Genomic DNA, 24,371 nt, shown 5'->3' with positions numbered 1-24,371 from the left:
CCGTCGGGGCACGCTGCACAAACTCGGCCGGCGTCCTTGAGGCGCCGGCTCTCAAGGATGTTGGAGAAGGGCAATTTCTCCTGGTCCGCAGGCGCCTTGATCCTGTCCTTGCTCGCGGCGGCGCCGCTCTTCGCAATCGCCATCATGGCGTTAAATTCAAGCGGCGACACCTGGCCCCATCTCATCGAGAACGTCCTGCCGGGCGCCGTGCGGCGGACGCTGATCCTCATGGCCGGCGTCGCAGCCATCGCGCTGGTAACGGGGACAGGGACAGCGTGGCTCGTGACGATGTACCGCTTTCCCGGCCGGGGGCTGTTCCAGTGGCTTTTGCTGCTGCCCCTGGCGATGCCCACCTACATCATCGCCTTTTGCTACATCGAGCTCTTCGACTACTCCGGAGAGGTGCAGACTTTGCTGCGGAACCTGTTCGGCTGGCAGAACGCCCGGGACTACTGGTTCCCCGATATACGGACCCTGACCGGCGCAATCTTCGTGATGGGGGCTGTGCTCTACCCTTACGTCTACATCACCGCGCGCGCCAGCTTCGTCGCCCAATCGGTTTGCGTGATCGAGGCCAGCCGCACGCTGGGCCGCAGCGCCGCCGAGACGTTCTGGCAAATCGCCTTGCCACTCGCACGCCCCGCCCTTGCCGCGGGAACGGCGCTGGCGCTCATGGAAACGCTGAACGACATCGGCGCGGTCGAGTTCTTCGGCGTGCGGACGCTCACGGTCACCGTCTACGACACGTGGCTCGATCGCGGCAGTCTCGCGGGCGCCGCCCAGATTTCCTGCGTGATGCTGCTTTTCGTATTGGCGGTTCTCGGTCTTGAGCGCGCGTTGCGGTCCGGCAGGCGGTTCCATCATACGACCGGGAAATACCGGGACCTGCCTGAGTCGCGGCTCTCAGGATGGAAAGCGGCCCTGGCGACGCTGGCCTGCGCCCTCCCCATCCTGATCGGCTTCATTCTGCCCACCTACGTGCTGGCGGCCGATGCCATCGTGCATCTTGCGTCCGGATTGACCGAGGACTTTTGGCGCGCCGCCATGCACAGCCTTGGGCTTTCGCTCGCGGCGGCCGTGCTCGGCGTAATCTTCGCCGTCATCCTCGCCTATGGGCGGCGTCAGACCCGTTCCAAGCTCGTGCACATTGCGAGCTTCGTGCCCGCAGTAAGCTACGCCGTGCCGGGCACCGTTCTTGCCATCGGCATCCTGATCCCGCTCGCCGGTCTCGACAACACGATCGACGAAGCCGCCCGCTCGCTGTTCGGCGTGTCCACGGGGCTGATCCTTTCGGGTTCGGCCTTCGCCATCGTCGCCGCGTACACCATCCGCTTTCTGGCGGCCTCGCTCGGTTCCGTGGAGGCGGGTCTCAGCAAGATCACGCGCAATATCGACGCGGCCGGCCGGACCTTGGGCGCGTCGGTGACCCAGATGCTTTGGCGCGTCCATCTTCCCCTCCTCCGCCCCACGCTGGGTGCGGCCGCGCTGCTCGTTTTCGTTGACTCCATGAAGGAGCTCCCGGCCACGTTGCTGCTGCGCCCCTTCAACTTCGACACGCTGGCTACTCAGGTGTTCACCCTGGCCTCGCTCTACCGCTTCGAAGAGGCCGGTCTATCGGCTCTGACCATCGTCCTGGTCAGCCTGGTGCCGGTACTTTTTCTCCATGGAATCATTGCCAAGAGCCGGCCCGGCATGACGGGCTCGCGCGTCCAAGCGATCGAAACGAAGGAGGAATTGGCGTTGCCAATTTCCTGATAACCCAAGAGAATGAGGCTCTTGGGTTTGCCACGTCTCGGTTTTCGGCACCTGTGGGGGTGCACTGTCCGCCGGTCGTTCACGGACAGCCGATCCGCGCGGGACGAACCCATGCAGCGCGTTACGTGGAAGGGTCGGGATGGGGCCGCGCCAATCTATTTGGAAATGGCTTCTTGCCGGACTTCTCGCGGTCATCGCCGTCGGCGTCGTGGTTCTGCTCTTGCGGCCGGCAGGTCCGCCGGCAGACCTCCGGGGCCGTGTCGAGGCATCCCTCTCGGACTGGACCGGCGGAAGCGTGACGCTCGCGGAACCGCTTCGGGTGCGTTACCTGCCGCCCTCGATCGAGGGTGGCTTCTCACTATCGGACGCCGAAAAACTGCCAAGCGTCCAATCCATCACCGCTCCCAAGTTCCGCCTCACCTTGTCGCTGCCGGATCTGCTTGTCGGGAATGTCTCGTTCAGCGCGATGCGTCTGGATGGGCCGACACTCACGCTTAAGCCCGGAGAAGAGGCACGGACTGCCAAGGCGGTGCTCGGGAAGCTCACGGCCTTTTTGGCGGGGGCGCCCATCGAAAGCGTGCGCATCCATCGGGGTGTCGTGGAGCCCACCGCAGGCCAGCCGCTCCTGCGCAAGCTCGATCTGCGCCTGAACACGCGCGGCAAACTTGGCGCGTTGGAGGCCATGGGCTCGTTCGTCTTCAACGGCGAGCAGGTCACCTTCTCGATGGACCGGGGCAGGACGAGGGCGACCGAAACCGGGCAAAGCTCGCCGCTCACGCTGAAAGTCACGTCCGCTCCTCTCACGGCCCGCTTCACCGGAACGATGCACTTGGGCGAGGAACTCGGCGGCGAAGGTCGTTTGGAGGCCAAGCTGCCCGACATCCGCCACTTCCTGGCCTGGGTCGGGGTCGCCTTGCCCGAGGGCGAAAGCCTGAAGGATGCGAGCGCCACCGGACGCGTGCATTGGCTCGGATCGACCCTGACGTTCGACGACGGCACGTTCGAATTCGACGGCAACGAGGCCGTGGGTCTTCTGGCGCTCACCGCAGGAGCGCGTCCGCGCATCGACGGCACGCTCGCCTTCGAAGCCTTGTCGCTCGACCCGTACCTTTTGGGCGCCGCGCCCGCGCAGGCGGACGCGCCTCTCTTCGACTGGGTGCTGCTCAAGCATCTCGATGCAGACCTCCGCGTCTCGGCGGCGGCTCTATCGGCGGGCGGTCTCCAGCTCGGCGGCGGCGGACTTACGATCAACGCAAAAAAGGGCGTCGTTTCCAGCGAGATCGGCGCGTTGGAGATTTGCGGCGGTCAGGCCGAGGGTCGGTTCGATCTCGACCTCTCGTCGCCCCGCGTGGAAGCGGCATTGGCAGGCAGCCTCGCAGGTGTCGCGATCGACTCCTGCCGGCAGTCGCTTGGACTGAGCGTGCCGATGACGGGATCGGGCACGGTGAACGCCGATGTGTCGACAGGGGGCACCACCCAAGACGAACTCATTCGCGGCCTTGCAGGCGACGTCATGGTGACGGCCGAAGACGGAACGCTGCCCATCGATCTGTCGACGCTCCTGTCCAAGCCGGACGCCGAAGCAACGGGCTGGAGCCAGGGCGCGGCCACCCCGTTTTCGGAGCTGAAAGCGGACTGCAGCCTCTCGGCCGGACATTTGTGGTGTCAGAGCTTCCGCATGACCACCGGCGGCAAGCCCGTCTCGGGCGCGGGCGGCCTGGACATCGCGCGCCAGACCCTTGATTGGGATCTGCGAATGGCGGATTCTGAGGTACCTCCTGATGCCGACGAACCCGTTTCCGGGACCAAGCCAGGCATCACGATCAACGGTTCTCTCACGGCACCGGAGATGGCGCGCGCGCCGGCGGTGGCTCCGGGTGCCGCTGTACCGGAACAGGACACGGAGAAACAGTAGCGCACGCCTTGAACGGCTGACTATAACGAACACGACGACAACCGACGGTCATTGCTTGTGTTGCACCACTCCGCCCCGCCCCGCGTTTCCAACGGCCTGCCCCCACGCCGCCGCGTTGCCGCAGCGCTCGCGTTCGTCTTGGCCTGCAGCGGGCCGACCGGGGCATGGGCGCAACAGACCTTGAACATCGCCACCTGGGGCGGCGCGTATGGCCGCGCCCAGCAGATTGCGCTGCTGGAACCGTATGCGAAGAAGACCGGAACCGCGATCGCCACGGAGATCTATGGCGGCGACATTGAGAACGTCAGATCACTGATTGAGAACAGCAAGACACCGGTCGACGTCGTGGATGTGTCGGCCGGGACACTCGAAACGCTCTGCAACGAAGGCCTGTTGGAACCGATCGATCCGGAATCGCTCAAGACGGATGGCGATGCATCGGACGATTTCCTGCCAGGCGCCATATCGAAATGCGGCGTGGCCTCCTTAGCCTGGGCCATGGCGATCGTCGCCAACCGTAAAGCGTTCCAGGGCACCATGCCGGATACCATCGGCGCGCTGCTGGATACGACCCGGTTCCCCGGCAAACGCGCCCTCCCCAATAACGCGCAGCGCACGCTCGAACTGGTCCTGCTGGCGGACGGGGTTGCGCCGGGCAGCCTCTACCAGGAGCTCGCGACACCCGAAGGCGCGGACAGGGCCTTCGCCGCTCTCGATAAGATCAAAGGCAGCATCCTTCTGTGGACCAAGCCCGAGGAGCCGATGGCGTGGGTCGTGGCAGGCCGGGCCGCGATGGCTGCCGGCTATAGCGGCCGTATCTTCCGCGCCGCGGTTGTCGACCGCAATCTCGAGATCCTGTGGGACGGACAAATCTACGACCTGGATGCCTGGGCCATTCCGGCGAGTGCGCCGAACAAGGACGAAGCGATGCGCTTCATCCGTTTCGCAATCGAGCCGGCTCAACTGGCTGCCCAAGCCAGGCTCACCTCCTACGGTCCCATGCGGACATCGGCCCTCGCGCTGGTCGGCAAGCATCCGGCAATCGGCGTTGATATGCAGCGATTTCTCCCGACGGCGCCCGACAACTCTCGGAAGGCCCTGCGATTCGATGAGGCTTGGTGGGAGGAGAACGGCGATGCTCTCAACAAGCGCTTCGCCGCATGGGCTGCGAGTTTGCGCGCACCGAAAACCGCAAGCCCCGAGCAACCTAAGCGCAATGCGTCGGATGAGTCTGCGACGCCTGAAACAAACGCTCCTTGAGAGGCGCGCGCTCGGACGTCTGCGCGCATCCACAGCACGCAAGAAAGTGCGGGTATAAGCGCATCGTCCAATTGCGCTGTCTGCAAACTTCGTGTCATCCTTTCCGATGGAGCGAGTCTTCGGGTCTTCGTTTTCGAAGCGCAAACATCTTCGAGGCGAGTCCCTTCCTGGACACTCTCTACACAGAACGCACCATCCTAAGGGCCGCCCGCCGGGGCGGTTCGCGTTTCAAAGCACTGCCGGGGCGGGGCCGGCAGTGCACTTTGACCGGCAGCCGAGGCCAGGCGCCAGCCAGCTGCGACAAGGCTGAGCTTTCTTTCGGCGACGGTTCGGCCGCACGGCAACGATCTTCTCTAGAACTTCCGATAGAGGCCAAGCGCGAGATAGCCGCTCGGGTCGCTTAGGAGATAGTCGCCCGTGAATCCGCCCGATACGGTGGCTTCGAAAGCCTTGAACGCACCGCGAACGAAAGCGCCGCCGCGTCCTGCGTCATATTCCTGATTACCGAGCACACCGCCCTCGAGACCGACCGCAAAGATCGGCCCGACGCGGCAGCCGATGCGGGTGAGTTGCCAGTACTCTTGGAAAGCGGTGCCATAAGCGCCATCCGCAGACAGGAACCAGCGATCGGAGATGTCCGTCCAAGTCTCGACCGTGAGCCTGAGACCGAGTTCGGTTCCTTGAACCGAATTGCCTGGATCGAAAGGCGTGATGGTTTGGTCGGCCGCTTCGATGCCCGCGAAGGCACGCGCGACGGTCCGGCCCTGGTGAAATTCGTACCCGGCCTGCACGGTGAGGAACGCGGCCTCGCCCTTGAACGCGGTACGGCGATAGGCGGCGCCGTCAAACAGCGCACCGTCATAGTCGTAGGGGCTCCAGGCCGCGACGGTCCGAAGCCGCCAGCCCGGCGCACCGAAACCAGCGCCGAACGCATACCCGCCCCCGGCATAGATGCTTGTGTAGTTATTTGCGGTTTCGACGCCGCCGAAGACTTCGTGCCGGAGCGCTGCCGCCTCGCCTGCCCTGGCGGCCCCAGCGGCAAACACGGCGCCTGTGGCGACAGCGAGCAGTAACCCCAAACCGCCGACCCAGGCGCGGCAGGTGGCCCCATCCGCCGCGTCGCGTAGCCCGTCCGCCGTCACCCACCCGCTCCACCTGTGGTTGTCGATCAGCCATCGTAGACGGTGCGTTGCATAAAGCCCGGCAACCATGCTGCGCGGAAGCGCTCAGGCCACAACCATGGGTAAGCGGATGCGTGCTTTGTTCTCCACAAAGTTCGAAAAAAAGTCGAGGGCGAGGGCCGGCCCTATGGCTTGAAGATCAGGAGCAAGTACGTGCCGAACAACACCAGATGCACGAAGCCCAGCAGAATGTTGGTAGGCGCCCCCGAAAAGGTGATGTGACAGACGAACAGCGTCACCGACAGCAGAACGATGTCGACAGAGTTGAGGCCGAGCTTGAGGGGGGTTCCGGTGAACACACTGATAGCGAGCATGACGGGAACGGTCAGTCCGATCGTCGAGAGCGCGCTGCCAAGGCTGAGATTCACGGCACGCTGCAGCTGATCGCGCATGGCCGCTTGGAGCGCAGCCGTCCATTCGGGCGAGAGGATCAGCATGGCGATCACGACGCCGCCCAGGGCATTCGGCAAGCCGATCTGTGCGATGCCGTGGTCGAGCAGCGCCGCCAGGGGCTTCGACAGCAGAACAACCGGCAGCAGCGTCGCGAGCAACAGCACGGCATGGGCCGGGCCGGAATAGATCAGGCCGTGATCGGCGGAGTCGGCTATGTCCGCGTCGGTACCCGCTGGCGTTACGGCAGGAGTTTTCCCGACCTTCTTGCCCGCGCTGGTGAGTTTCGGCTGCACGAAGAATTTCCGATGCCGCGTCGTTTGGATTCTGAGAAACGCCGCGTAGAGAAGCGCGGTCATCGCGCCGATGACGATTGCCTGCTGCCATTGCAGCGTCGGCCCCGATGTCGATTGCGTGAACGTCGGGATCACCAGCGCCAAGAAGGCGAGCGGCGTGATAACCGCGAGATAAGCCAGTGCGCCTTGCAGATTGTATTGCTGCTGAACGTAGCGCAACCCGCCGACCGCGAGCACGGTCCCGACCATCCCGTTGAGAACGATCATGAGAATGGCGAACATGGTTTCGCGGGGCAGCGTGGGGTTGGGAGTCTTGCCCAGCATGACGGTCGCGAGAATTGCGACTTCGATACTGATGACCGAAAGGGTCAGGATCAGCGTGCCGTACGGCTCGCCCAAGAGTTCGGCCAGAGCGTCCGCATGGCGCACGACGCCGAACGCGCACCAAATCATGACCCCGAACAGCCATACGAACATGAGGGCAAGCCACGGCAAACTGTCCAGGTAGCCGAGCCATCCCTTGCCGACGGTGAAAAACAGCACCGTGGTGACGATACCGGCGATGAGACCGAGCTCGGCGCGCAGGATGCCGAGAAGTGTTCGGGGTGCGGCCGCCGAGCTCACAGGACCCAGCCTGGGTCGTGGCCGACAGTATGGAAGGCGTTTAGCAGCGCGGTCCCCCACCCTTCGCGCAGCTCCTGCAGATAGGGGTTGTCCTCCTCAAGCCGGATGGTGAAGGCGCGGTTCAGCGTGTCGCGCCGGTAGATCATCAGATCGATGGGCGGCCCCACGGAAACATTCGAGCGCATGGTCGAATCGAAGGAGATCAAGGCGCACTTGGCGGCGTCCTTCAAACTCGTCTCCCGGCGCAGCACACGGTCGAGGATAGGCTTGCCGTATTTGACCTCACCGATCTGGAAATAGATCGTGTCGCCCATGGCCTCGATGAAGTTGCCCGCGTCATAGATCTGAAACAGCCGCAGCTTGCCGCCCCGCACCTGGCCGCCGAGTACGAACGAGGCGGAGAAGTCGATGTCGTGCTGCTGCAAATAGCCTGAATCGACCTTGTGCACCTCGCGCAGGGCCCGGCCGATGATCCGCGCGGCGTTGAACATCGAGGTCGCGGCGTAGAGATCCTTCTCCGGGTCGTCGGTCTCCAGCCACTCGCCGATGAGGCTTATCACGCCCTGTGTGAGCGACAGATTGCCCGCCGTGAGAAGGGTAAAGAACCGCTCGCCCGGACGCTCGAAGGTGAACATCTTTCGGAAGGTTGAAACGCGATCGATGCCGGCGTTGGTGCGGGAATCCGACGCGAGCACCACCCCTTCATCGAGCAGAATACCGACGCAATACGTCACTGATCCCACCGTCCCCGGCTTTATTGCTGATTTGGAAAACTGACGCGGACACTCATTTCTTCTTCACCGCCGCCTGCCCGAACGCCGCGCATGGGACCGGCTTCGGAATAGTCGAGACCGATTGCGGTCCGGACATACGACTCATCGGGGCAAGCGCGATTGGTGGGATCGAACCCTACCCAGCCGAGAGAGTCAACGAATGCCTCTGCCCAGGCATGACTTGCCGCATGGGCGTCGTGGCCGATGCCCTGGGTCATGTACCCGCTGACATAGCGGGCCGGAATATCCAGAGAGCGGGCGGCCGCGCAGAAGATATGCGCGAGATCCTGACACACGCCGCTGCCCTGCTCCAAAGCCTCGGCGCCGGTCGTGTGGACGTGGGTCTCGCCGGGCTTGTAGGCCACCGCCTTGGCGATGGCCAACATGATGTCGTGCAGCACCTCGATCCGGTCCCTCTCGTCCTTGCCCTGGGCTGCAATTGCGAGCTCACGGATCGGGTCCGTGGCCACCGTCGCCGACGTCTCGCGGAGATACAGCATGACAGGCAGCTCCGGAGAGGCCACGCCGACGACGCCGCTGGTATCGCGCGTCCGCACAAGGCCGCTGACCCGGATATCGAGACGATCCACGGGCTTGCTCATCGTGAGCGTGTGGCACGCGTTGCCGTATTGGTCTTGCCAGGGCGTCGTCGACGCGCCCGGACAAATCAGGGCCCAATTCTCCACCGCCTGGGTCCTGCCAGACAGCGGCGTCATGCGCAGGTACTGCGTCGTCGCCAGAAGCGGCTCCGTGTACTCGTAGGACGTGGAATGCTCGATGCGGATCAGCATGCGTCAGACGGCCTCCGCCATCACCATCGGGGTCATCAGGAAGTCCTCTTGGATTTGCGATCCCAAGGCGTGGTTGTCCTCGATGAATCGGGTCAGGTACTCGTGCAGGCCTTCACGGAACACATCCTGGATTTGCCCGTAGCAAAGTTGCGCATGGCTCTGGCCCGCGAGGCGGCGGCACTCGAGCGGCTTCTCCTTCGCCAGCTCGTCCAGGGTCGACAGCACGATGGCATAGCAGTGATGCAGGGAGCGTGGCATGTCTTCCCGCAGGATCAGGAGCTCGGCGACGCGCCAGGGATAGATCGTGTCGTGATAGATGCGCCGGTACGCGCGGTACGCGCCCACTGACCTGAGCAGCGCCGCCCACTGGTAGTAGTCTACATAGCCGCCGACCTTTTCGGTAACGGGCAGCAAGACGTGGTACTTCACATCGAGGATGCGGGCCGTGTTGTCGGCACGCTCGATGAAGGTGCCGAGGCGCAAGAACCGGAACCCGTCGTCGTGGAGCATGGTGCCGAAGACGACGCCCCGAAAGAGATGGGACCGCTCCTTGACCCAGTCGAAGAAATCCCGGAAGCCCCAGCGCTCGACCTCGTCGTAGTCGAAGCTCTGCATCTGCAGCCAGGTCGCGTTCAGTGTCTCCCACGCCTCGCTCGAGATCGAGGCCCTGCGGGCACGCGCGTTTTCGCGCGCGTTGCGAATGAGCGAGTAGATCGAACCGTTGTTTTCCGGATCCAGCGCGACATAGCGGACGAGGTTCTCGTGCGTCAGCGCGTCATAATGCTCGTGAAAATTATCGTCACCCGGCGCGATGGTCAGGATCGGCTCGAACTGTTCTTCCCGGCCGAGCGACGTCGGCAGCAAGGTCAGCCGGAAACTCACCTCCAGCATGCGGGCGGTGTTTTCGGCGCGCTCCATGTTACGCGCCATCCAAAACAGATCCTCGGCGGTCCGGCTCAGCATGCTCCACGCTCCAAAACCCAAGTGTCCTTGGTCCCGCCGCCTTGGCTCGAATTGACGACAAGGGACTTCTCGCGAAGCGCCACGCGGGTCAGACCGCCTGGGATGACGGACGTCTCGTTGCCCGAGAGCACGAACGGCCTCAAGTCCACGTGACGCGGCTCGATGTTTCCGTTGCACAAGGTCGGCGACGTGGACAACGTCAGTGTCGGCTGAGCGATGAAATTGGCCGGGTCCTGCAGGACGCGCGCCTTGTAGGCCTCCTGCTCCGCCTTGGTCGACGCCGGCCCAATCAGCATGCCGTAGCCGCCGGAGCCCTGGACCTCTTTCACGACGAGGTTCTCTATATTCTCGAGCACGTACTGGCACTGCTTGGGATCGCGCAGCATATAGGTCTGAACGTTGTTCAGGATCGCGTGCTCGCCGAGATAGAACTCGATCATGCGGGGCACGTAAGTGTACATGGCCTTGTCGTCGGCCACGCCGGTTCCCAGCGCGTTGGCGAGGGCGACGCGGCCTGCGCGCACCACCGACAACAGGCCCGGAACCGCGAGCAAGGATCCGGGATAGAAGGCCAGCGGGTCCATGAAGTCGTCGTCGAGACGGCGATAGATCACATCGACGCGGACCGGACCCTCGGTCGTGCGCATCCAGACATAGCCGTCTCGCACGAACAGATCGACGCCTTCGACAAGATCGATGCCCATCTGCTCGGCCAGAAAGACGTGTTCGAAATACGCGCTGTTGTAGCGGCCGGGCGTCAGCAGCACGACGACCGGATCTTCGGCCCCACCCGGCGCGACGGCGCGCAGATTCTCCAGCAGCCGTTCGGGATAGTTTCCGACCGGCGACACGGCCTGGCCGTTAAAGGCGTCCGGGAACAGCCGCATCATGATTTCCCGGTTCTCGAGAAGATAGGACACGCCGGACGGGGTGCGGACATTGTCCTCGAGCACGAAAAAGTCGCGCTCGCCAGTACGGACGAGATCGACGCCGGCGACGTGCGCATAGACGTCCTTGGGAAGATCGACCCCGATCATCTCGGGCCGGTAGGCGGAGTTCTTGAACACGAGCTCCGCCGGAATGAGGTCGGCCTTCAGGATCTCCTGATCGTGATAAATGTCATGCAGAAACATGTTGATCGCCTTCACCCGCTGAAGGCAGCCGCGCTCAACCAAGTCCCACTCGGAGTGGTGCAGGATGCGCGGGATCAAATCGAACGGGATCAGCCGCTCGGTGGAGCCGCCTTCCGTATAGACAGCGAAGGTAATGCCAAGCCTGCGGAAGAGCGCGTCGGCGGCTTCCTGCTTGGTTGCAAGGGATTCGAGCGAAAGGCCGTCGAGGAACTCGGCGAGCTGCTTATAAGCAGGCCGCACATTGCCCTCGGAATCCTTCATCTCATTGAAAAATTTGGCGTAATACTCAGCAGAGTCCGTTGGGACTTCCCCTGCCATCAGCGTCTCTGTGTCTTGCGGCAAACTCAGCCGTCTCCGTTATGCGCCTTGGTTTTCCCGTTCCTCGCGTCCGTTTCCGTCCCGTGGTCGTATTTTTTAGGCATCATAATCGGATGCTACCGGATTGGGCAACAGCGGGCTGAGCTTGCCCACCGCAAAGCGGTCCCATACGCACGATGCGCGTCCGGACCCAAGGCCGTTGGGCGTAAAACACCCCTACTCCGCGGGCTTGACGCTCTCTTCCTCGGGGGACTTGCGGTCCGGCATGATCTTCCGGACCACCGCATAGAAGATCGGCGTGAAGATCAGGCCGAACGCTGTAACGCCGAGCATGCCCGAGAACACGGCCGTCCCCAGCGACTGGCGCATTTCCGACCCGGCCCCTGTCGCGATGACGAGCGGCACCACACCCAGAATGAAGGCCAGGGCCGTCATCAGGATCGGCCGCAACCGCACACGCGCCGCCTCGACCACCGCCTGGATACGGTCCTGCCCGTTCTCCTCGTTCTGCCGCGCGAATTCGACAATCAGAATGGCGTTCTTCGCAGCCAAGGCAATCAGCACGACGAAACCGATCTGGCCCAGGATGTCGACGGCCATGCCGCGCAGCAACAGTCCACTGACCGCGGCGAGCAGACACATGGGCACGATCAGGATGACCGCGAGCGGCAGCCCCCAGCTTTCGTATTGCGCGGCCAGCAGAAGGAACACGAACACGACGGCCGCCGTGAAAACGAAGATGGCGGTGTCGCCCGCCTGTTTCTCCTGATAGGCGAGCTCCGTCCATTGGTAGGAATAGCCCTCGGGCAGGACCTGCTCCGCGATCCGTTCCATGGCCTCGAGACCGTAGCCGCTCGAATAGCCCGGTTTCGTTGCGCCCTGGACGGCGGCTGCCGGGAAAAGGTTGAAGTGTTCGACCCGGTACGGCCCGGTGATATCCCGGAACGAGGCGACCGAGCCCAGCGGCACCATCTCGCCTGCCGCGTTGCGTGCCTTGAGCTGCGAGATCGCATGCAGATCCTGGCGGAACTTCCCGTCCGCTTGAGCCGTCACTCTGTATGTACGGCCAAGGAAGTTGAAGTCATTCACATACTGGGAGCCGAGATAGACTTCGAGGGTCTCGAAGATGTCATCCGAATTCACGCCGAGCATCTCCGCACGCACGCGATCGATGTCCCCATAGACGCTGGGCGTGCCCGTGTTGAACGTCGTGAACACGCGCGACAGGCCCGGGTCCTGGTTGGCTGCCCCCATCAGCGATTGCGCCACCTCGGCGAGCTGAGACAGAGCCGAGCCCTTCGTGTCCTGGACCTCCATCTTGAAGCCGCCCGTCGTACCGATACCGCGCACCGGCGGGGGCGAGATGCTCAGGATGAACGCATCCTCGATGCTGGCGAAACCTTGGTTGAGCGCACCGGAGATCGCCTCCGCGCTCAGCCCTTTCTTGGCCCGCTCGCCGAAAGGCTCCAGCGGCGTGAACACCACGGCCGAGTTGGATGCGGTGGTAAAAGTGGCGCCGTCCAGGCCGACAATCGGCACCGCATGCGCGACACCCGGCGTCTCAAGCGCGATCTTGGTTACCTTGAGTGCGACCTCGTCGGTGCGCGACAAGGATGCGCCCGGCGGCAACTGGATGATGTTGATGAGGTAGCCGAGATCCTGGTTCGGGATGAAGCCTGTCGGCGCGGACCGGAACTGGAAGACGGTCAATCCGATCAACCCGGCATACACGGCCAGCATGATCCCCGAGACGCGCAAGAGCCGTCCCGTGAGCGCGCCGTACTTGTTCGCCACCCAATCGAAGCCGCGGTTGAACACGCCGAAAAATCGGTCGAGCACCCGTCCGATCGGACCCTTGTTTTCCTTGGAGCCGTGCGGCTTGAAGAGCAACGCGCAAAGGGCTGGACTGAGTGTCAGCGACACAACAAGCGAGATCAGCGTGGCGGTCGCGATCGTCACAGCGAACTGGCGGAAGAACTGGCCGAGAATGCCGCTGAGGAAGACGGTCGGAATGAACACCGCGCAGACGACCAAGGTCATGGCAATCAGCGCCGTGCCCACTTCGTCCATGGTGCGATAGGCGGCCTCGCGGGGCTTCAATCCTTCGCGAATGTTCCGCTCGACATTCTCTACGACCACGATCGCGTCGTCGACCACGATACCGATGGCAAGCACGAGGCCGAACAGCGACAGGTTGTTCAGCGAATAACCGATCGCCGACAGGACCGTGAACGTTCCGATCAGCGAGATCGGGATGGCGACAATCGGAATGAGCGAGGCGCGCCACGTCTGGAGAAAGATGACGATGACGAGCACCACGAGGATGACGGCCTCGAACATCGTATGCAGCACGGCCTCAATCGAGTCGGAGATGAAGACCGTCGGGTTGTAGACGATGTCGTAGCGCAAACCGCTCGGGAAGGACTTGGACATTTCCTCCATGGCCGCTTCCACCTCCGCGGCGGTCGCGAGTGCGTTCGAGCCGGGACGCTGGAAAATACCCATCGGGATCGCGATGCGGCCATCGAGATAGCCGTTGCGGTTGTAGTCTGCCGCCCCGAGCTCGACGCGCGCCACGTCGCGCACGCGCACCACACGCCCCTGATCCTCGGCTTTCACGATGATGTTGCCGAAGTCCTCGGGCGTGGTCAGTCGCCCTTGCGTCTCGACATTGAGCTGAAAGGCGCCCGGCTGGGGCACCGGGGGCTGATTGATGACGCCGGCCGCGACCTGCACGTTCTGTCCGCGCAACGCCGCCAGCACATCGCCGGCAGTGAGATTGCGCGCGGCCAATTTATCGGGGTCGAGCCAGACCCGCATGGAGTAGTCGCGGGCGCCGAAGATCGTGACGTTGCCCACGCCGTCGATACGCGACAACACGTCCTTCACGTGCAGGGTCGCGTAGTTCGAGACGTAGAGGAGATCGCGGCTGTCGTCGGGCGAACTCAGATGGATCACCATCATGAGGTCCGGCGATTGCTTCACGACCTGCACGCCGAGCGCCCTCACCTCTTCGGGCAATCGCGGCGTGGCGATCGCAACCCGGTTCTGGACGAGCACCTGCGCCGTGTCGAGATCCGTGCCGAGCTTGAAGGTCACGGTCAGCGCCATCGAACCGTCGCCGGTGGATTGGGACGTCATGTAGATCATGTCGTCCACGCCGTTCACTTCCTGCTCGATGGGCGTGGCGACGGTGTTGGCGACGATCTCGGCGGACGCGCCCGGATACTGCGCCGTCACCTGGATCGAAGGAGGCGCGATCTCGGGATACTGCGCGACAGGCAGGCTGAAATAGGCGACGCCGCCGATCAGCGTGATGAGGATCGAGATGACGGCGGCGAAGATCGGCCGGTCGATGAAGAAGTGCGAGAGCTTCATTGTTGAGCGGTGGCCTGTTGACCTTGCGGCTTGATCTCGCCCGGTTGCGGCGTGACCTTCTGACCGGGCCGCGCCCGCAACAAGCCGTTGATGATAACTTTGTCGTCGCGCGTGATGCCGCTCCGGACGACACGCAAGTTGTCATCCGTCACAGAACCGAGCTCCACGGGTTTCGGCACGACCGTTCCGTCTTCGGCCACGGTGAACAGCAGCTTTGTCGACTGATCCGTAACCACGGCGGCGTCGGGCACGAGCATCGTCGGCTTTTCCTGGGACATGGGCACGCGCACGCGGCCGAACTGCCCGGGCGTGATGAATAGGTCCTTGTTGGGGAACGACGCGCGGACGCGGATCGTGCCGGAGGAGCGGTCGTACTGGTTGTCGACGAAGTCGATCGTGCCCTTCAGGGGCCAGTCCGTCTCGTCCATGAGCTGACCTTCGACCGCGACGCTGTTGGTGCGGGCGGATTCGACCTCGCCTTTCTGGATAAGGCGCTTGTAGGTCATGCCGTCGCCTTCGCTGATGTTGAACGTCAGCCAGATCGGATCGAGCGAAACGATGGTCGTGAGCAGCGTCGTATCGCCGGTCCCGCCGACCACCAGGTTGCCGACACTTACTTCGTGGCGACTCACGCGGCCGGAGACGGGCGCCAGAACGCGTGTGTAGTCCAGATTCAACTGCGCCTGATCGACTTCCGCGCGGGCGCGATCGCGGGCCGCGGTCGCGTTCTTCACTTCCGCGGCGCGCTCGTCGAAGGTCTGCCCCGATGCGTAGTTCTTCTTGTGTAGCTCGGACGTGCGTTCGAGCTGCACTTTGGCAAGTTCGAGCTGGGCTTCTGCTTGGGCGAGATCGGCCTTGGCCGAGTCGAGCGCGATCTCGAACGGACGCGGCTCGATAACGAAGAGAAGGTCGCCCTTCTTCACCAACTGGCCGTCTTTGAAATTGACTGATTCCAGGTAGCCGCTGACCCGGGCGCGGATCTCGACGGATTCCTGGGCATTGAATTGACCCGTGAAGTCACTCCACTCCCGCAGCGTCTCGACCAGAGGCGTGGAGACGGTCACCGGGGGCGCGGGCGGCGCGCCGCCGGGGGCGCCGGCCTGTTGCGCTTCTTGAGGGGCCGACATGTACCAGTACATGAGCCCGGCCACGGCCAGCACAGCCAGCGTGATGAAGAGGAGCCTGCCGCCACGGCCCGACGCCGACGGCGGCGTGGATGCAGGCGTATCGGACGCGGAGGGCTTGCCGCCCTTCGAGTTCTGTGCCTCGCGCTTGGCGCTTTCGTTTCTCTGCTGCATTCTGTTGATCCGAGGAGGATGACTGCGGTCGCCCGCAAAACTGCGATTCACGACTTCGCGGTGGGGCTTATCACATTATCTCACTCGCCTGCACGGTCCCATAGGCTGAAAGGCCGCAATGTCGCAGTTGAACACGCAAAAACTCAAACGGCCGAGGCACTTAACGGCCGTTTCACACCAATTTGACCGCCGACGTCCCGTCCCTGCCCAGAATTGGCCAAAGTTGGCGGCCGCGAGGATCTGAAGCCCCATGCATAGACGTCTGATCGCCGGTTTCTTCGCCGCGTTGGCTTGCCTTCTCCTGACGGGCTGCGGCGAGGAGGCCACGTTGCCTGTCTCGGCAGGAATGGGCCCGAACCCCGAATTGCCGCCGCCCGTGGAAACCGCCTTGCCCACCGTGGTGATCGCCGAAGCGACGGGCTGGCCCGACGGGAAATCCCCGGAAGCCGCGGACGGCCTGGCGGTGAACGCCTTCGCGGCAAATTTGGATCATCCGCGGATGCTCTATGTCCTTCCCAATGGCGATGTGCTGGCCGCCGAGAGCGCCGCGCCGCCGCAACCTGGCATGACCGACGGCATCATGGGGCACCTGATGAAGCTCGGCATGTGGTGGGCGGGCGCCGGTGTGGAGAGCCCCAACCGGATCACGCTCTTACGCGACGGCGACGGGGACGGCGTGGCCGAGACGCGCACGACGTTTCTTTCAGGGCTCAATTCGCCTTATGGCATGGCGCTCGTCGGCGACAGCTTCTATGTCGCGAACACGGACGGCATCGTCCGGTTTCCCTACCGCAGCGGCGACACCGAGATTACGGCCAAGGGCGAAGCGATCGCGGACCTCCCCGCCGGCCCGGTCAACATTCACTGGGTCAAGAACATTGTCGCGCACCCCGACGGCACGAAGCTCTATGCCTCGGTGGGGTCCAACAGCAATGTCGGCGAGCGCGGCTTCGACAGCGAGGAAGGACGCGCGGCGATCCACGAGATCGACCTCGAAAGCGGATCGTCGCGGCTGTTCGCGTCGGGCCTTCGCAATCCGGTGGGCCTCGCGTTCCATCCGGACAGCGGAAAGCTATGGACGTCAGTCAACGAGCGCGACGAACTCGGCAGCGATCTCGTCCCGGATTACATGACCTCGGTCCAGGAGAATGGCTTCTACGGCTGGCCCTACAGCTATTTCGGCGACCACATCGATGCGCGGGTGCAGCCGCAGCGCCCCGATCTCGTCAAGACGGCCATCGTGCCCGATTACGCGCTCGGACCGCACACCGCCTCGCTCGGGCTTGCCTTCTACACAGGCGACCTGTTCCCCGAGCGCTACCGGGGCGGCGCCTTCATCGGCCAGCACGGGTCCTGGAACCGCCGGCCGCCGAGCGGCTACAAGGTGATCTTCGTGCCGTTCGAGGCCGGCACGCCGTCGGGCGAGCCCGAAGACATCCTGACGGGATTTCTCGGGACGGACGGCAAGGCCTATGGGCGTCCCGTTGGCGTCGCGGAAGACCGGACCGGCGCCCTGCTGGTGGCCGATGATGTGGGCAATACCGTTTGGCGCGTTGCGCCGGCCACGCAATGACGTCGAGACTGACGCTGTTGAGACTGACCACAGCCGCCCGGGCGGCACCAAGGGACCGAGGAGACATCCGTGACGAAAACCATCCTGTGCTTCGGCGATTCGATCACCTGGGGCTACAATCCCAAGGACGGAACGCGGTTTGCGCCGGAAGACCGCTGGCCCCGCGCTCTGGAAGCCGCGCTACAGGGACGCGCTCGCGTGATCGATGAAGCCCTGAATGGGAGAACCATCGCAACGGACGATCCTGCGCAACCCTATCGAAATGGCATGGCCATGTTCCCACCGCTCCTGGAGGCACACGCGCCCCTCGACGTCGTCGTGGTCATGTTGGGAACGAATGACAGTGCGCCCTGCTACGGCCTGTCAGCGGGACGGATCGCCATGAACAGCGCGGCGCTGGTCGAGGCGGTCAATGCGAGCCAGAGCGGGCCCGGCCGCACCACGCCCAAAATGGTCCTTGTAGCGCCGCCGCCGCTTGGGTCGCTGAACCCTGAAATGGCGCTGATGTATTCCGGGGGACAGGGGACGTCCCGAGGACTGGCTGCGGCCTACGAGACCGTCGCCAAGTCTTACGGCATTGCTTTTTTCAACGCGGGCGAAGTCGTCAAGGTGAGTGCCGTCGACGGCGTGCACCTCGACCCAGACGCACAGCGCACGCTCGGCATCGCGATCGGCAAGGTCGTGGAACCCTTGTTATAGACGCATGCATGCGCGTTTTCGCGCCGCTCGAACGGAGGTCTTTCATGACGGACGAAAGAGCCAAGCCAGAAGCCGACAGCTACACCTGCTTCCAGGCCGAATTCCGGAAGGTCCTCGGCAAGAACTTCCAACGGCGCGTCCTGATCGAGACGAACGCCCATGAGGGCCCGGTCTATGTGGCCGCCGAACACGCGCTTTATTTCACCACCGTGCCGGAACCGGGCCCCAAGAACATTGCCATCATGCGGCTTGCCTTGAAGGGCGACGGTTTCCCCTTCGAAGCCGGCCGGCTCGAGGTCGTGCGGCAACCGTCCAACATGGCGAACGGGATGTGCCTCGACCGCAAGGGGCGGCTTCTGATCTGCGAACAAGGCACGCTCGATGAGCGGGCGCAGATCAGCCGGATGGATCTTGCGACGCGCGCCCTGGAAACGATCGTCGATGCCTGGCGCGGCCTGCCCCTCAACTCGCCGAACGATGTCGTTGAGAAGTCGGACGGCACCGTGTGGTTCACCGATCCCAATTACGGCGAACTGCAAGGTTTCAAACCGGCCGCGAAGATCGGCGCGTATGTCTATCGCCACGACCCCGCGAGCGGCGAGACGGCCGTGGTGGCGGACTCGTTCGACAAGCCGAACGGCCTTGCGTTCTCGCCCGACGAGAGCGTGCTGTACATTACCGACACGGGCGCCAATCAGGCCCCCGGCACCTATTTCGTGAATCTGCCGCATCACATCCGCGCCTTCGACGTGCACAAGGGCCGCCATCTGCGCGGCGACAGACTGTTCGCAACGGTGTCGCCGGGCTGCCCGGACGGCATCAAGCTCGATACGAAGGGACGGGTCTACACCTCGTCGGCGACGGGCGTGCAGGTCTTCTCACCGGAGGGCGACCTTCTGGGCGAGATAGTCGCGCCGGGCGTCGCCAACTTCACCTTCGGCGGCCCCGACAACGATGTGCTCTTGATCTTAGGCGACACGCAGATTTGGCAGGCCAAGGTCAAGGCGAAAGGCGTCTCGACCTCGAGGAACGCGTGATCCACGGGCGCGGCATGAACTCGTGAGCGGCGCCCCTATTGGCGGTTGAGGATAACCTCGCCCTCGCCCTTTGGGCTCTTGAAGGTCACGGTCTGCGTCTCGCCGTCGAGGACGACGCGGACGCGGCCGCTGACATCATACTGGGTGAGATTGAATTCGCCGGTGAAGACCCCGGGACGGACCTCCAGAAGCTCACCGGTTTGATTCATCATCTGCGAGGTGGAGGCACACTTGGCCACGACACCGAAAACCTTGGCGCTTTCCTGCTTGTAGCTTACGCGGCAGCGGACCTTCTCCGTCGGCCCTTCGGTCTGAGTGACCGTGCCCTCGCCGCTCCATTCTCCAGCCAGCGCCGCCGCCGAGGCCGCCGTGGAGGGCGCCATCGCCACCGTGAGGGCAAGCAGTGCGAACCCACAAAACGCGCGTCCGGTGACCTGCGCAAATTCTCGACCCGGCACCATCGAATACCCGCGCGAAAGACGGTTCCCCATCACTTGCATAAATGTACCTCCGCTCAATGCCCACAAGGCACGATGGCTAAAGCCCCCAATCAGCCATCAATGCCGCGATCCGCTCTTCTTTAGCGGACCACCTTCCAGGATTGCAATCGTCGCGGGGAGTATCAGTAAGTTCGCCAACAGGGCTGTGGCAAGCAACATAATCGCAACTTCGCCGAAAAGGCGCAGATTCGGCAGCTGACTCAGGAGTGTCGCGGCGAATCCGGAGATCAAAACTACCGTCCCGACCGTCAGAACCGGCCCGATGGTGGTCAGCGTTTCCTCGAGTGCGGGTCCGACGGCCCGGCCATGAGAGCGCATCAGCCCGTAGTAGTTGAGGATGTGGATCGTGTTGTCGACCGCGATACCAAACCCGATCGTGAAGGCGACGACGCTGGTGAACTGCAAGCCCAACCCGGAAAGGTAGAGGAACCCGGCGACAACCATGATCGGAAGCAGATTGGGCAAAATACAGTAGAGGCCCGCGCGCACCGAGCGGAACACCAGACCGACAAGCATGATGTTGAGGCAGATTGCCAGAAGAAGGCTTCTGTTCAACTGGGCGATCATCTCGTAGCTGGCTTTCGCGGATAGAACCGAGAGGCTCGTCGCGGTGAAGACGACGTTCGGATAGGCGGCGCGCAATTTGTCGAGCTTGCCTTCCAGTTCCTTCACCACCGGAAGAAGGTCCGCGGCATCGGTGCCCGGGAAATATCCGGTGACGAGCGTCGAGTTGTCGTCTACCGACAGGATTCTGTCCATGAGCGGCGTCTTGGCTTCCTGGAGCAGGCTGAAGAACCTGTCTTCAGTCATCTCGCCGGCAACCGCCCAACTTTCGATGCCATAGAGCGACGTCACGCTGCGAACCAAAGGCAACCCGGCGACGATCGCATCGACCTTCTTCACGAGCTCCGCGCTCTCGGGACTGTCGATCCGCGTGCCCGGCGGCATCTGAATATGGACGAAGATGTTCTCGGTTCCCGCAAGCCGGTCGTCGATGGCATTCATGGCGAGATGCGCCGGGCTGCGTTCGGGCAGGTATTCCCGATATTGGTAGCGCGGACTGATCTGCGCATAGAGAATGCCGGCGCCGACCAAGAGGACGAGACCGCACCCGAGCACCAACCGCGGCCGCACCAGCGCGAAATGCGCAACGCCGTGGCAACAACGGCTTGCCGCGCCGAAGGCCAGGTCGGCTTTATTCCCCAGCGACTTTTTCCTCTTCACACGGCTGAGGAGCAGAAAGGCTAGCGACGGCACGACCGTGATGGTGACAAGGTACGCAATCGCGGTCCCGATCGCCGCCGTGAGGCCGAAGCCCGCCACGATCTTCAGCGGCACAAGGGTCAGCGAGAACAGCGCAATGGCCGTCGTCAGCGAGGCCAGCACGCAGGCAGGCCCGATCTCGCGCACGGACCGGTCCACCGCGTCGTAGACGTCGGCGCCCCCGGCGAGTTCGCGTCTGACCTTGAAGAGAAGATGGAGCGAGCTCGCCACCACGAGCACGATGACGAGGGCCGGCACGACCCCGCTCATAACGTCGACCTCCATTCCGCGCCAACCCGTGACCCCGCTCAGCCAGATGACGGCGACGACGGATGGAAGCGCTGCGACGCAGACATAGGTAATGCTGTGAAAGAAGAGCCAGGAGATAAGCAGGACGATCAGGAAGCCGACAGAGATGAAGGTCATCTGGTCGGCCATGAGCGATGAGACGATTTCGAGGCGCAAGAACGACAGCCCCGAATACTGGACCGTCATATCGGTCCCTTCGAGCATGCGCTCCGTCACATCGCGCAATTCACGCGCGACGACCCGCAGTTCTTCGATATCCGGATAAGGCTGCATCGCGATCACGAAGAGCGTGGTCTTCCCGTCAGGCGACAGCAGCTTTCTGGCCACGAGCGGGTGGTCGAGAATCGCTTCTTTCGCCTCCGGCAGATCCTCCTCGGTAATCTCCGGCGGGAAGAGAGGCTCGGCGCCGCCGGCATTGTCCGGCGGATGGCGGGCCGAGAACATCGACACGACATCCCTAACGCCATTGGCGAAGCTCAGCTCCAGGTGGAGATCCCGCAGCCGCTCGAGATTCTTGACCGTGAAGAGGTTGTCGGACTGGATGAGCAGCAGAACATCCTGTCCGCTGTCGGGATATTGCTCTTCGACCAGCTGGAACTTGGCATAGTCGACGGTCCCGGAACGAAAGATCTCGCGAATGTCGCTCGAGAAGCCGACTTTCGTCGAGAAGTAGGCCAGCGGCAGCGTAATCAAGACAATGAGCAAAAGGGTCGCGCGCGGGAACCGCAGGGCGAGCAGCCCAATCTTCTCAAGGCCAAACCCAGCCGACATCAGGCGCAGAGTCTCCCAGGCCTCGAAATGGGCTGCATCGCCGACATCGCATTTCCCCCCAAACTTGACCGCCCACGCCGGCGGCCGGCGCAGATCCTAGAATCGCGCCCCCTTTCAGTCCACTAGAGCACGAGCGAGGGGCCGATGCCCAGGGCCCGGTCCCGCGGGCTCGAGAGGGCCCACTCCCCTCTGCAGGCTCCGAATCCGTTGACTTTGAAGCGCAAATTAAGACGTTAGCGAGGCTGCAACGCCAGATTTCCGCCCCCATGGTCCGTGGGCGGACCCGCCTGCGGGGAATGGCGTTTTCGGGCCACTCAATAAAGCTGCAGCGTCGGACGGGCGATCATCAGCCAAACGATGACGAGCACCGCGGCGAAGGCGGGAATGCCGAACGCGATCCACCAGCGAAAGAGCGTGTGGTATTGCGGCGGGAGGGGCGTCCCCGCCCGCAGTGCCGAGGCGGCCAAATCCCGCATACGCACCTGCATCCACACCACGGGCACCCACAGTGCGCCGACTGCCAGATACAGGAGGACGGAAACGACGATCCATCCTTGGTGAAGCGCGTACCCCGCCTGCCACGCCAGCGCCAAACCTGTCACCGGCTGCAGGACAACCGCCGTGGCCGTGAAGAGGTAGTCGGCAATCACCACGATGCGCGCCACCCCGGCAATGACGCCTGCGTCCTGGGTGCGATGGGCCATCAGCATGAAGAAGGCGATGCCCGCGCCAGTCCCCAAGAGGACGCAAGCCCCGATGACGTGCAGGTATTTGAGCGCGAGATAGGTCAGCATCAGCGCTCTTCCAGGATCATCAGGGCGACGAAGATCAGTACGCCAATCGGAACGACCTTAATGAGCGGCCCTAGCGGATCGATCCAAAGCGCCGGCAGAAGGATCGTTCCGGCCACGAGATAGGCGGCGGACAGCGCCAGCGCGGCCCAAAGCGCTAGCCGCGCCGTCCGCCGGTAGGCGATCCCCAGCCCGACCGCGATATCCGCCACCGAACCCGCCACGACCAGCCACGGCCCGAGAGCGCCGACGCCGCTCGCGTTAAACCGGCCCACGGCCGCCTGCCATCCGGGACCGAGCGCAATCAAACCCGTGAGGACCCAGTACAGGGCCAAGACGCCGAAGACCACGGGCTTCACAAGGTAGAGCCGCGAAAACCATCTCTCCTGAACCGAGGGCGGTTCGGCCGCGAGCCCATCCTCGAGAGACATCGGGCGGATGCCGGTTGTCTCGATCCAGGCGCTGGGATCGCCGGCGGCACCCCGTTCGATCTCCAGCCTGGCCGTGCTGCGCAGGGGCGGACGCCAGCCGAGCCAGCTGACGGCATCGCCCAGCCTGTAGACGAGGCGCTCGATCACTTTCGGGGGGCGAATGATCCTGGCCGGCTTCCAACCGAACCATCGGCGGAACGCGGCGACGACGTCTTGGAAGCGCAGAAGCTCCGGCGCCGCGACTTCCAACGTTAGCTTCGACGGCGCCTCGGGCTTCAGGAAGAAGACCACCGATTCAGTCAGATCATCAAGTTGAACCGTCTGGAAGGGCTCTGCGTCCGCGGGGACCGGCAGGACGGGAAACGCAGCAAGCGCCCGCAGCAGAGCACTCCCGCCAGAGGCCGCCCGTCCGATCACGACGACCGGGCGCAGGATCACCCAGTCGAGATCGCAGCCCATGAGAAGCGTGTCGCCTTCTTGCTTGGTCCGGGAGAATGCCGTGGGGTTGGGGCTGTCCACGCCTATCGCCGAAATCTGGATGATGCGCCGCACCTGCCGCGCGGCGCACGCCCGAAACAGCGCGCCCATTCCATCGCGATGAACGCCCGCGGTCGAGTCTCGTGCGCTGTCCTGGAGGACACCGGCACAATTGACGACGGCATCGACCCCCTCGAGGTACGGGAACCAGTCCTCTTCCCGCGTGAGCTTTGCGATATTGGCTGCGATCGCACGGCTACGGTCCGCGTGCGCAGGGACGGAACGAGCGAGCCTGACCACATCATGTCCATCGGCCAGGAGCCGCGCCGACACCGCCGCGCCGATCAAGCCCGTTCCGCCAAGGACGAGGATGCGCAACCGGGCAGCGGCGCGCGGCGCGCTCGCGCCCACATCTTGTGCTTTGCTCTGACTTGCCTGCATCACT

18 protein-coding genes are annotated in these 24,371 nt (G+C 63.6%); 6 read left to right on the top strand and 12 right to left on the bottom strand.

Annotation, left to right across the window (positions count from 1 at the left end; translation table 11 throughout):
- The first annotated feature begins 57 nt into the window (after window positions 1-57).
- The 3 genes from GL4_RS06930 (at window position 58) to GL4_RS06920 (ending at window position 4,930) form a co-directional block, all read left to right on the top strand.
- Window positions 58-1,755 (top strand): ABC transporter permease, encoded by a 1,698-nt coding sequence (locus GL4_RS06930; protein ID WP_045366005.1) that lies wholly within the window; start codon window positions 58-60, stop codon window positions 1,753-1,755.
- 139 nt (window positions 1,756-1,894) lie between these two features.
- On the top strand, window positions 1,895-3,670 hold the full coding sequence (locus GL4_RS06925; protein WP_045366002.1) for an AsmA family protein: 1,776 nt from the start codon (window positions 1,895-1,897) through the stop codon (window positions 3,668-3,670).
- 57 nt (window positions 3,671-3,727) lie between these two features.
- A complete protein-coding gene (locus GL4_RS06920) occupies window positions 3,728-4,930 on the top strand; it encodes an extracellular solute-binding protein (protein WP_208430906.1) in 1,203 nt (400 codons plus the stop codon).
- Between the two features lie 353 nt (window positions 4,931-5,283).
- Here GL4_RS06920 and bcsS read toward each other — a convergent pair whose 3' ends face one another.
- From bcsS to GL4_RS06880, 8 genes are all read right to left on the bottom strand, one after another.
- Entirely contained in the window at window positions 5,284-6,072 is a 789-nt protein-coding gene (gene bcsS / locus GL4_RS06915) for a cellulose biosynthesis protein BcsS (protein WP_172653314.1), read from the bottom strand.
- A gap of 164 nt (window positions 6,073-6,236) precedes the next feature.
- A complete protein-coding gene (locus GL4_RS06910; RefSeq protein WP_244462698.1) occupies window positions 6,237-7,421 on the bottom strand; it encodes a calcium:cation antiporter in 1,185 nt (394 codons plus the stop codon).
- Window positions 7,418-8,164: a proteasome-type protease gene (locus tag GL4_RS06905; RefSeq protein WP_244462697.1), complete on the bottom strand. Its 747-nt coding sequence runs from the start codon at window positions 8,162-8,164 to the stop codon at window positions 7,418-7,420. The genes GL4_RS06910 and GL4_RS06905 overlap by 4 nt, the downstream gene beginning before the upstream one ends.
- A gap of 11 nt (window positions 8,165-8,175) precedes the next feature.
- A complete protein-coding gene (locus GL4_RS06900) occupies window positions 8,176-8,985 on the bottom strand; it encodes a transglutaminase family protein (protein ID WP_045365994.1) in 810 nt (269 codons plus the stop codon).
- 3 nt (window positions 8,986-8,988) lie between these two features.
- Window positions 8,989-9,948, bottom strand: a complete 960-nt coding sequence (locus tag GL4_RS06895) for an alpha-E domain-containing protein (RefSeq protein WP_045365991.1) — start codon at window positions 9,946-9,948, stop codon at window positions 8,989-8,991.
- Window positions 9,942-11,399, bottom strand: a complete 1,458-nt coding sequence (locus tag GL4_RS06890) for a circularly permuted type 2 ATP-grasp protein (protein WP_045365988.1) — start codon at window positions 11,397-11,399, stop codon at window positions 9,942-9,944. Before GL4_RS06890 ends, GL4_RS06895 begins: the two co-directional genes overlap by 7 nt.
- Before the next feature lie 216 nt (window positions 11,400-11,615).
- On the bottom strand, window positions 11,616-14,777 hold the full coding sequence (locus GL4_RS06885) for an efflux RND transporter permease subunit (protein ID WP_045365985.1): 3,162 nt from the start codon (window positions 14,775-14,777) through the stop codon (window positions 11,616-11,618).
- Window positions 14,774-16,075: an efflux RND transporter periplasmic adaptor subunit gene (locus GL4_RS06880; protein WP_082025540.1), complete on the bottom strand. Its 1,302-nt coding sequence runs from the start codon at window positions 16,073-16,075 to the stop codon at window positions 14,774-14,776. The genes GL4_RS06885 and GL4_RS06880 overlap by 4 nt, the downstream gene beginning before the upstream one ends.
- A 250-nt stretch (window positions 16,076-16,325) precedes the next feature.
- Between GL4_RS06880 and GL4_RS06875 the strand changes: the two genes are divergently transcribed.
- The 3 genes from GL4_RS06875 to GL4_RS06865 all read left to right on the top strand — a co-directional run bounded on the left by GL4_RS06875 (window position 16,326) and on the right by GL4_RS06865 (window position 19,384).
- Window positions 16,326-17,648 (top strand): PQQ-dependent sugar dehydrogenase, encoded by a 1,323-nt coding sequence (locus tag GL4_RS06875; protein WP_045365982.1) that lies wholly within the window; start codon window positions 16,326-16,328, stop codon window positions 17,646-17,648.
- A gap of 69 nt (window positions 17,649-17,717) precedes the next feature.
- On the top strand, window positions 17,718-18,347 hold the full coding sequence (locus GL4_RS06870) for an SGNH/GDSL hydrolase family protein (protein WP_045365979.1): 630 nt from the start codon (window positions 17,718-17,720) through the stop codon (window positions 18,345-18,347).
- Window positions 18,348-18,391: 44 nt separating this feature from the next.
- Window positions 18,392-19,384 carry an SMP-30/gluconolactonase/LRE family protein gene (locus tag GL4_RS06865; RefSeq protein WP_045369678.1) on the top strand — a complete coding sequence of 331 codons (993 nt, stop codon included), beginning with the start codon at window positions 18,392-18,394 and terminating at the stop codon, window positions 19,382-19,384.
- 35 nt (window positions 19,385-19,419) lie between these two features.
- Here GL4_RS06865 and GL4_RS16655 read toward each other — a convergent pair whose 3' ends face one another.
- The 4 genes from GL4_RS16655 to GL4_RS06845 form a co-directional block, all read right to left on the bottom strand.
- The gene (locus GL4_RS16655) at window positions 19,420-19,875 is read right to left on the bottom strand and encodes a hypothetical protein (protein WP_052464205.1); all 456 of its coding nucleotides are present in this window, start codon (window positions 19,873-19,875) and stop codon (window positions 19,420-19,422) included.
- A 66-nt stretch (window positions 19,876-19,941) separates the two neighbouring features.
- A complete protein-coding gene (locus tag GL4_RS06855) occupies window positions 19,942-22,227 on the bottom strand; it encodes an efflux RND transporter permease subunit (RefSeq protein ID WP_045365976.1) in 2,286 nt (761 codons plus the stop codon).
- A gap of 314 nt (window positions 22,228-22,541) precedes the next feature.
- Entirely contained in the window at window positions 22,542-23,018 is a 477-nt protein-coding gene (locus tag GL4_RS06850) for a DUF2269 family protein (protein WP_045369675.1), read from the bottom strand.
- Between the two features lie 2 nt (window positions 23,019-23,020).
- Complete coding sequence (locus GL4_RS06845) at window positions 23,021-24,304, bottom strand: SDR family oxidoreductase (protein WP_045369673.1); 1,284 nt, start codon at window positions 24,302-24,304, stop codon at window positions 23,021-23,023.
- Window positions 24,305-24,371: the final 67 nt, after the last annotated feature.

The organism is Methyloceanibacter caenitepidi (assembly GCF_000828475.1).
GTDB lineage: Bacteria > Pseudomonadota > Alphaproteobacteria > Rhizobiales > Methyloligellaceae > Methyloceanibacter > Methyloceanibacter caenitepidi.
This window is presented reverse-complemented; position numbering and strand designations above follow the sequence as displayed.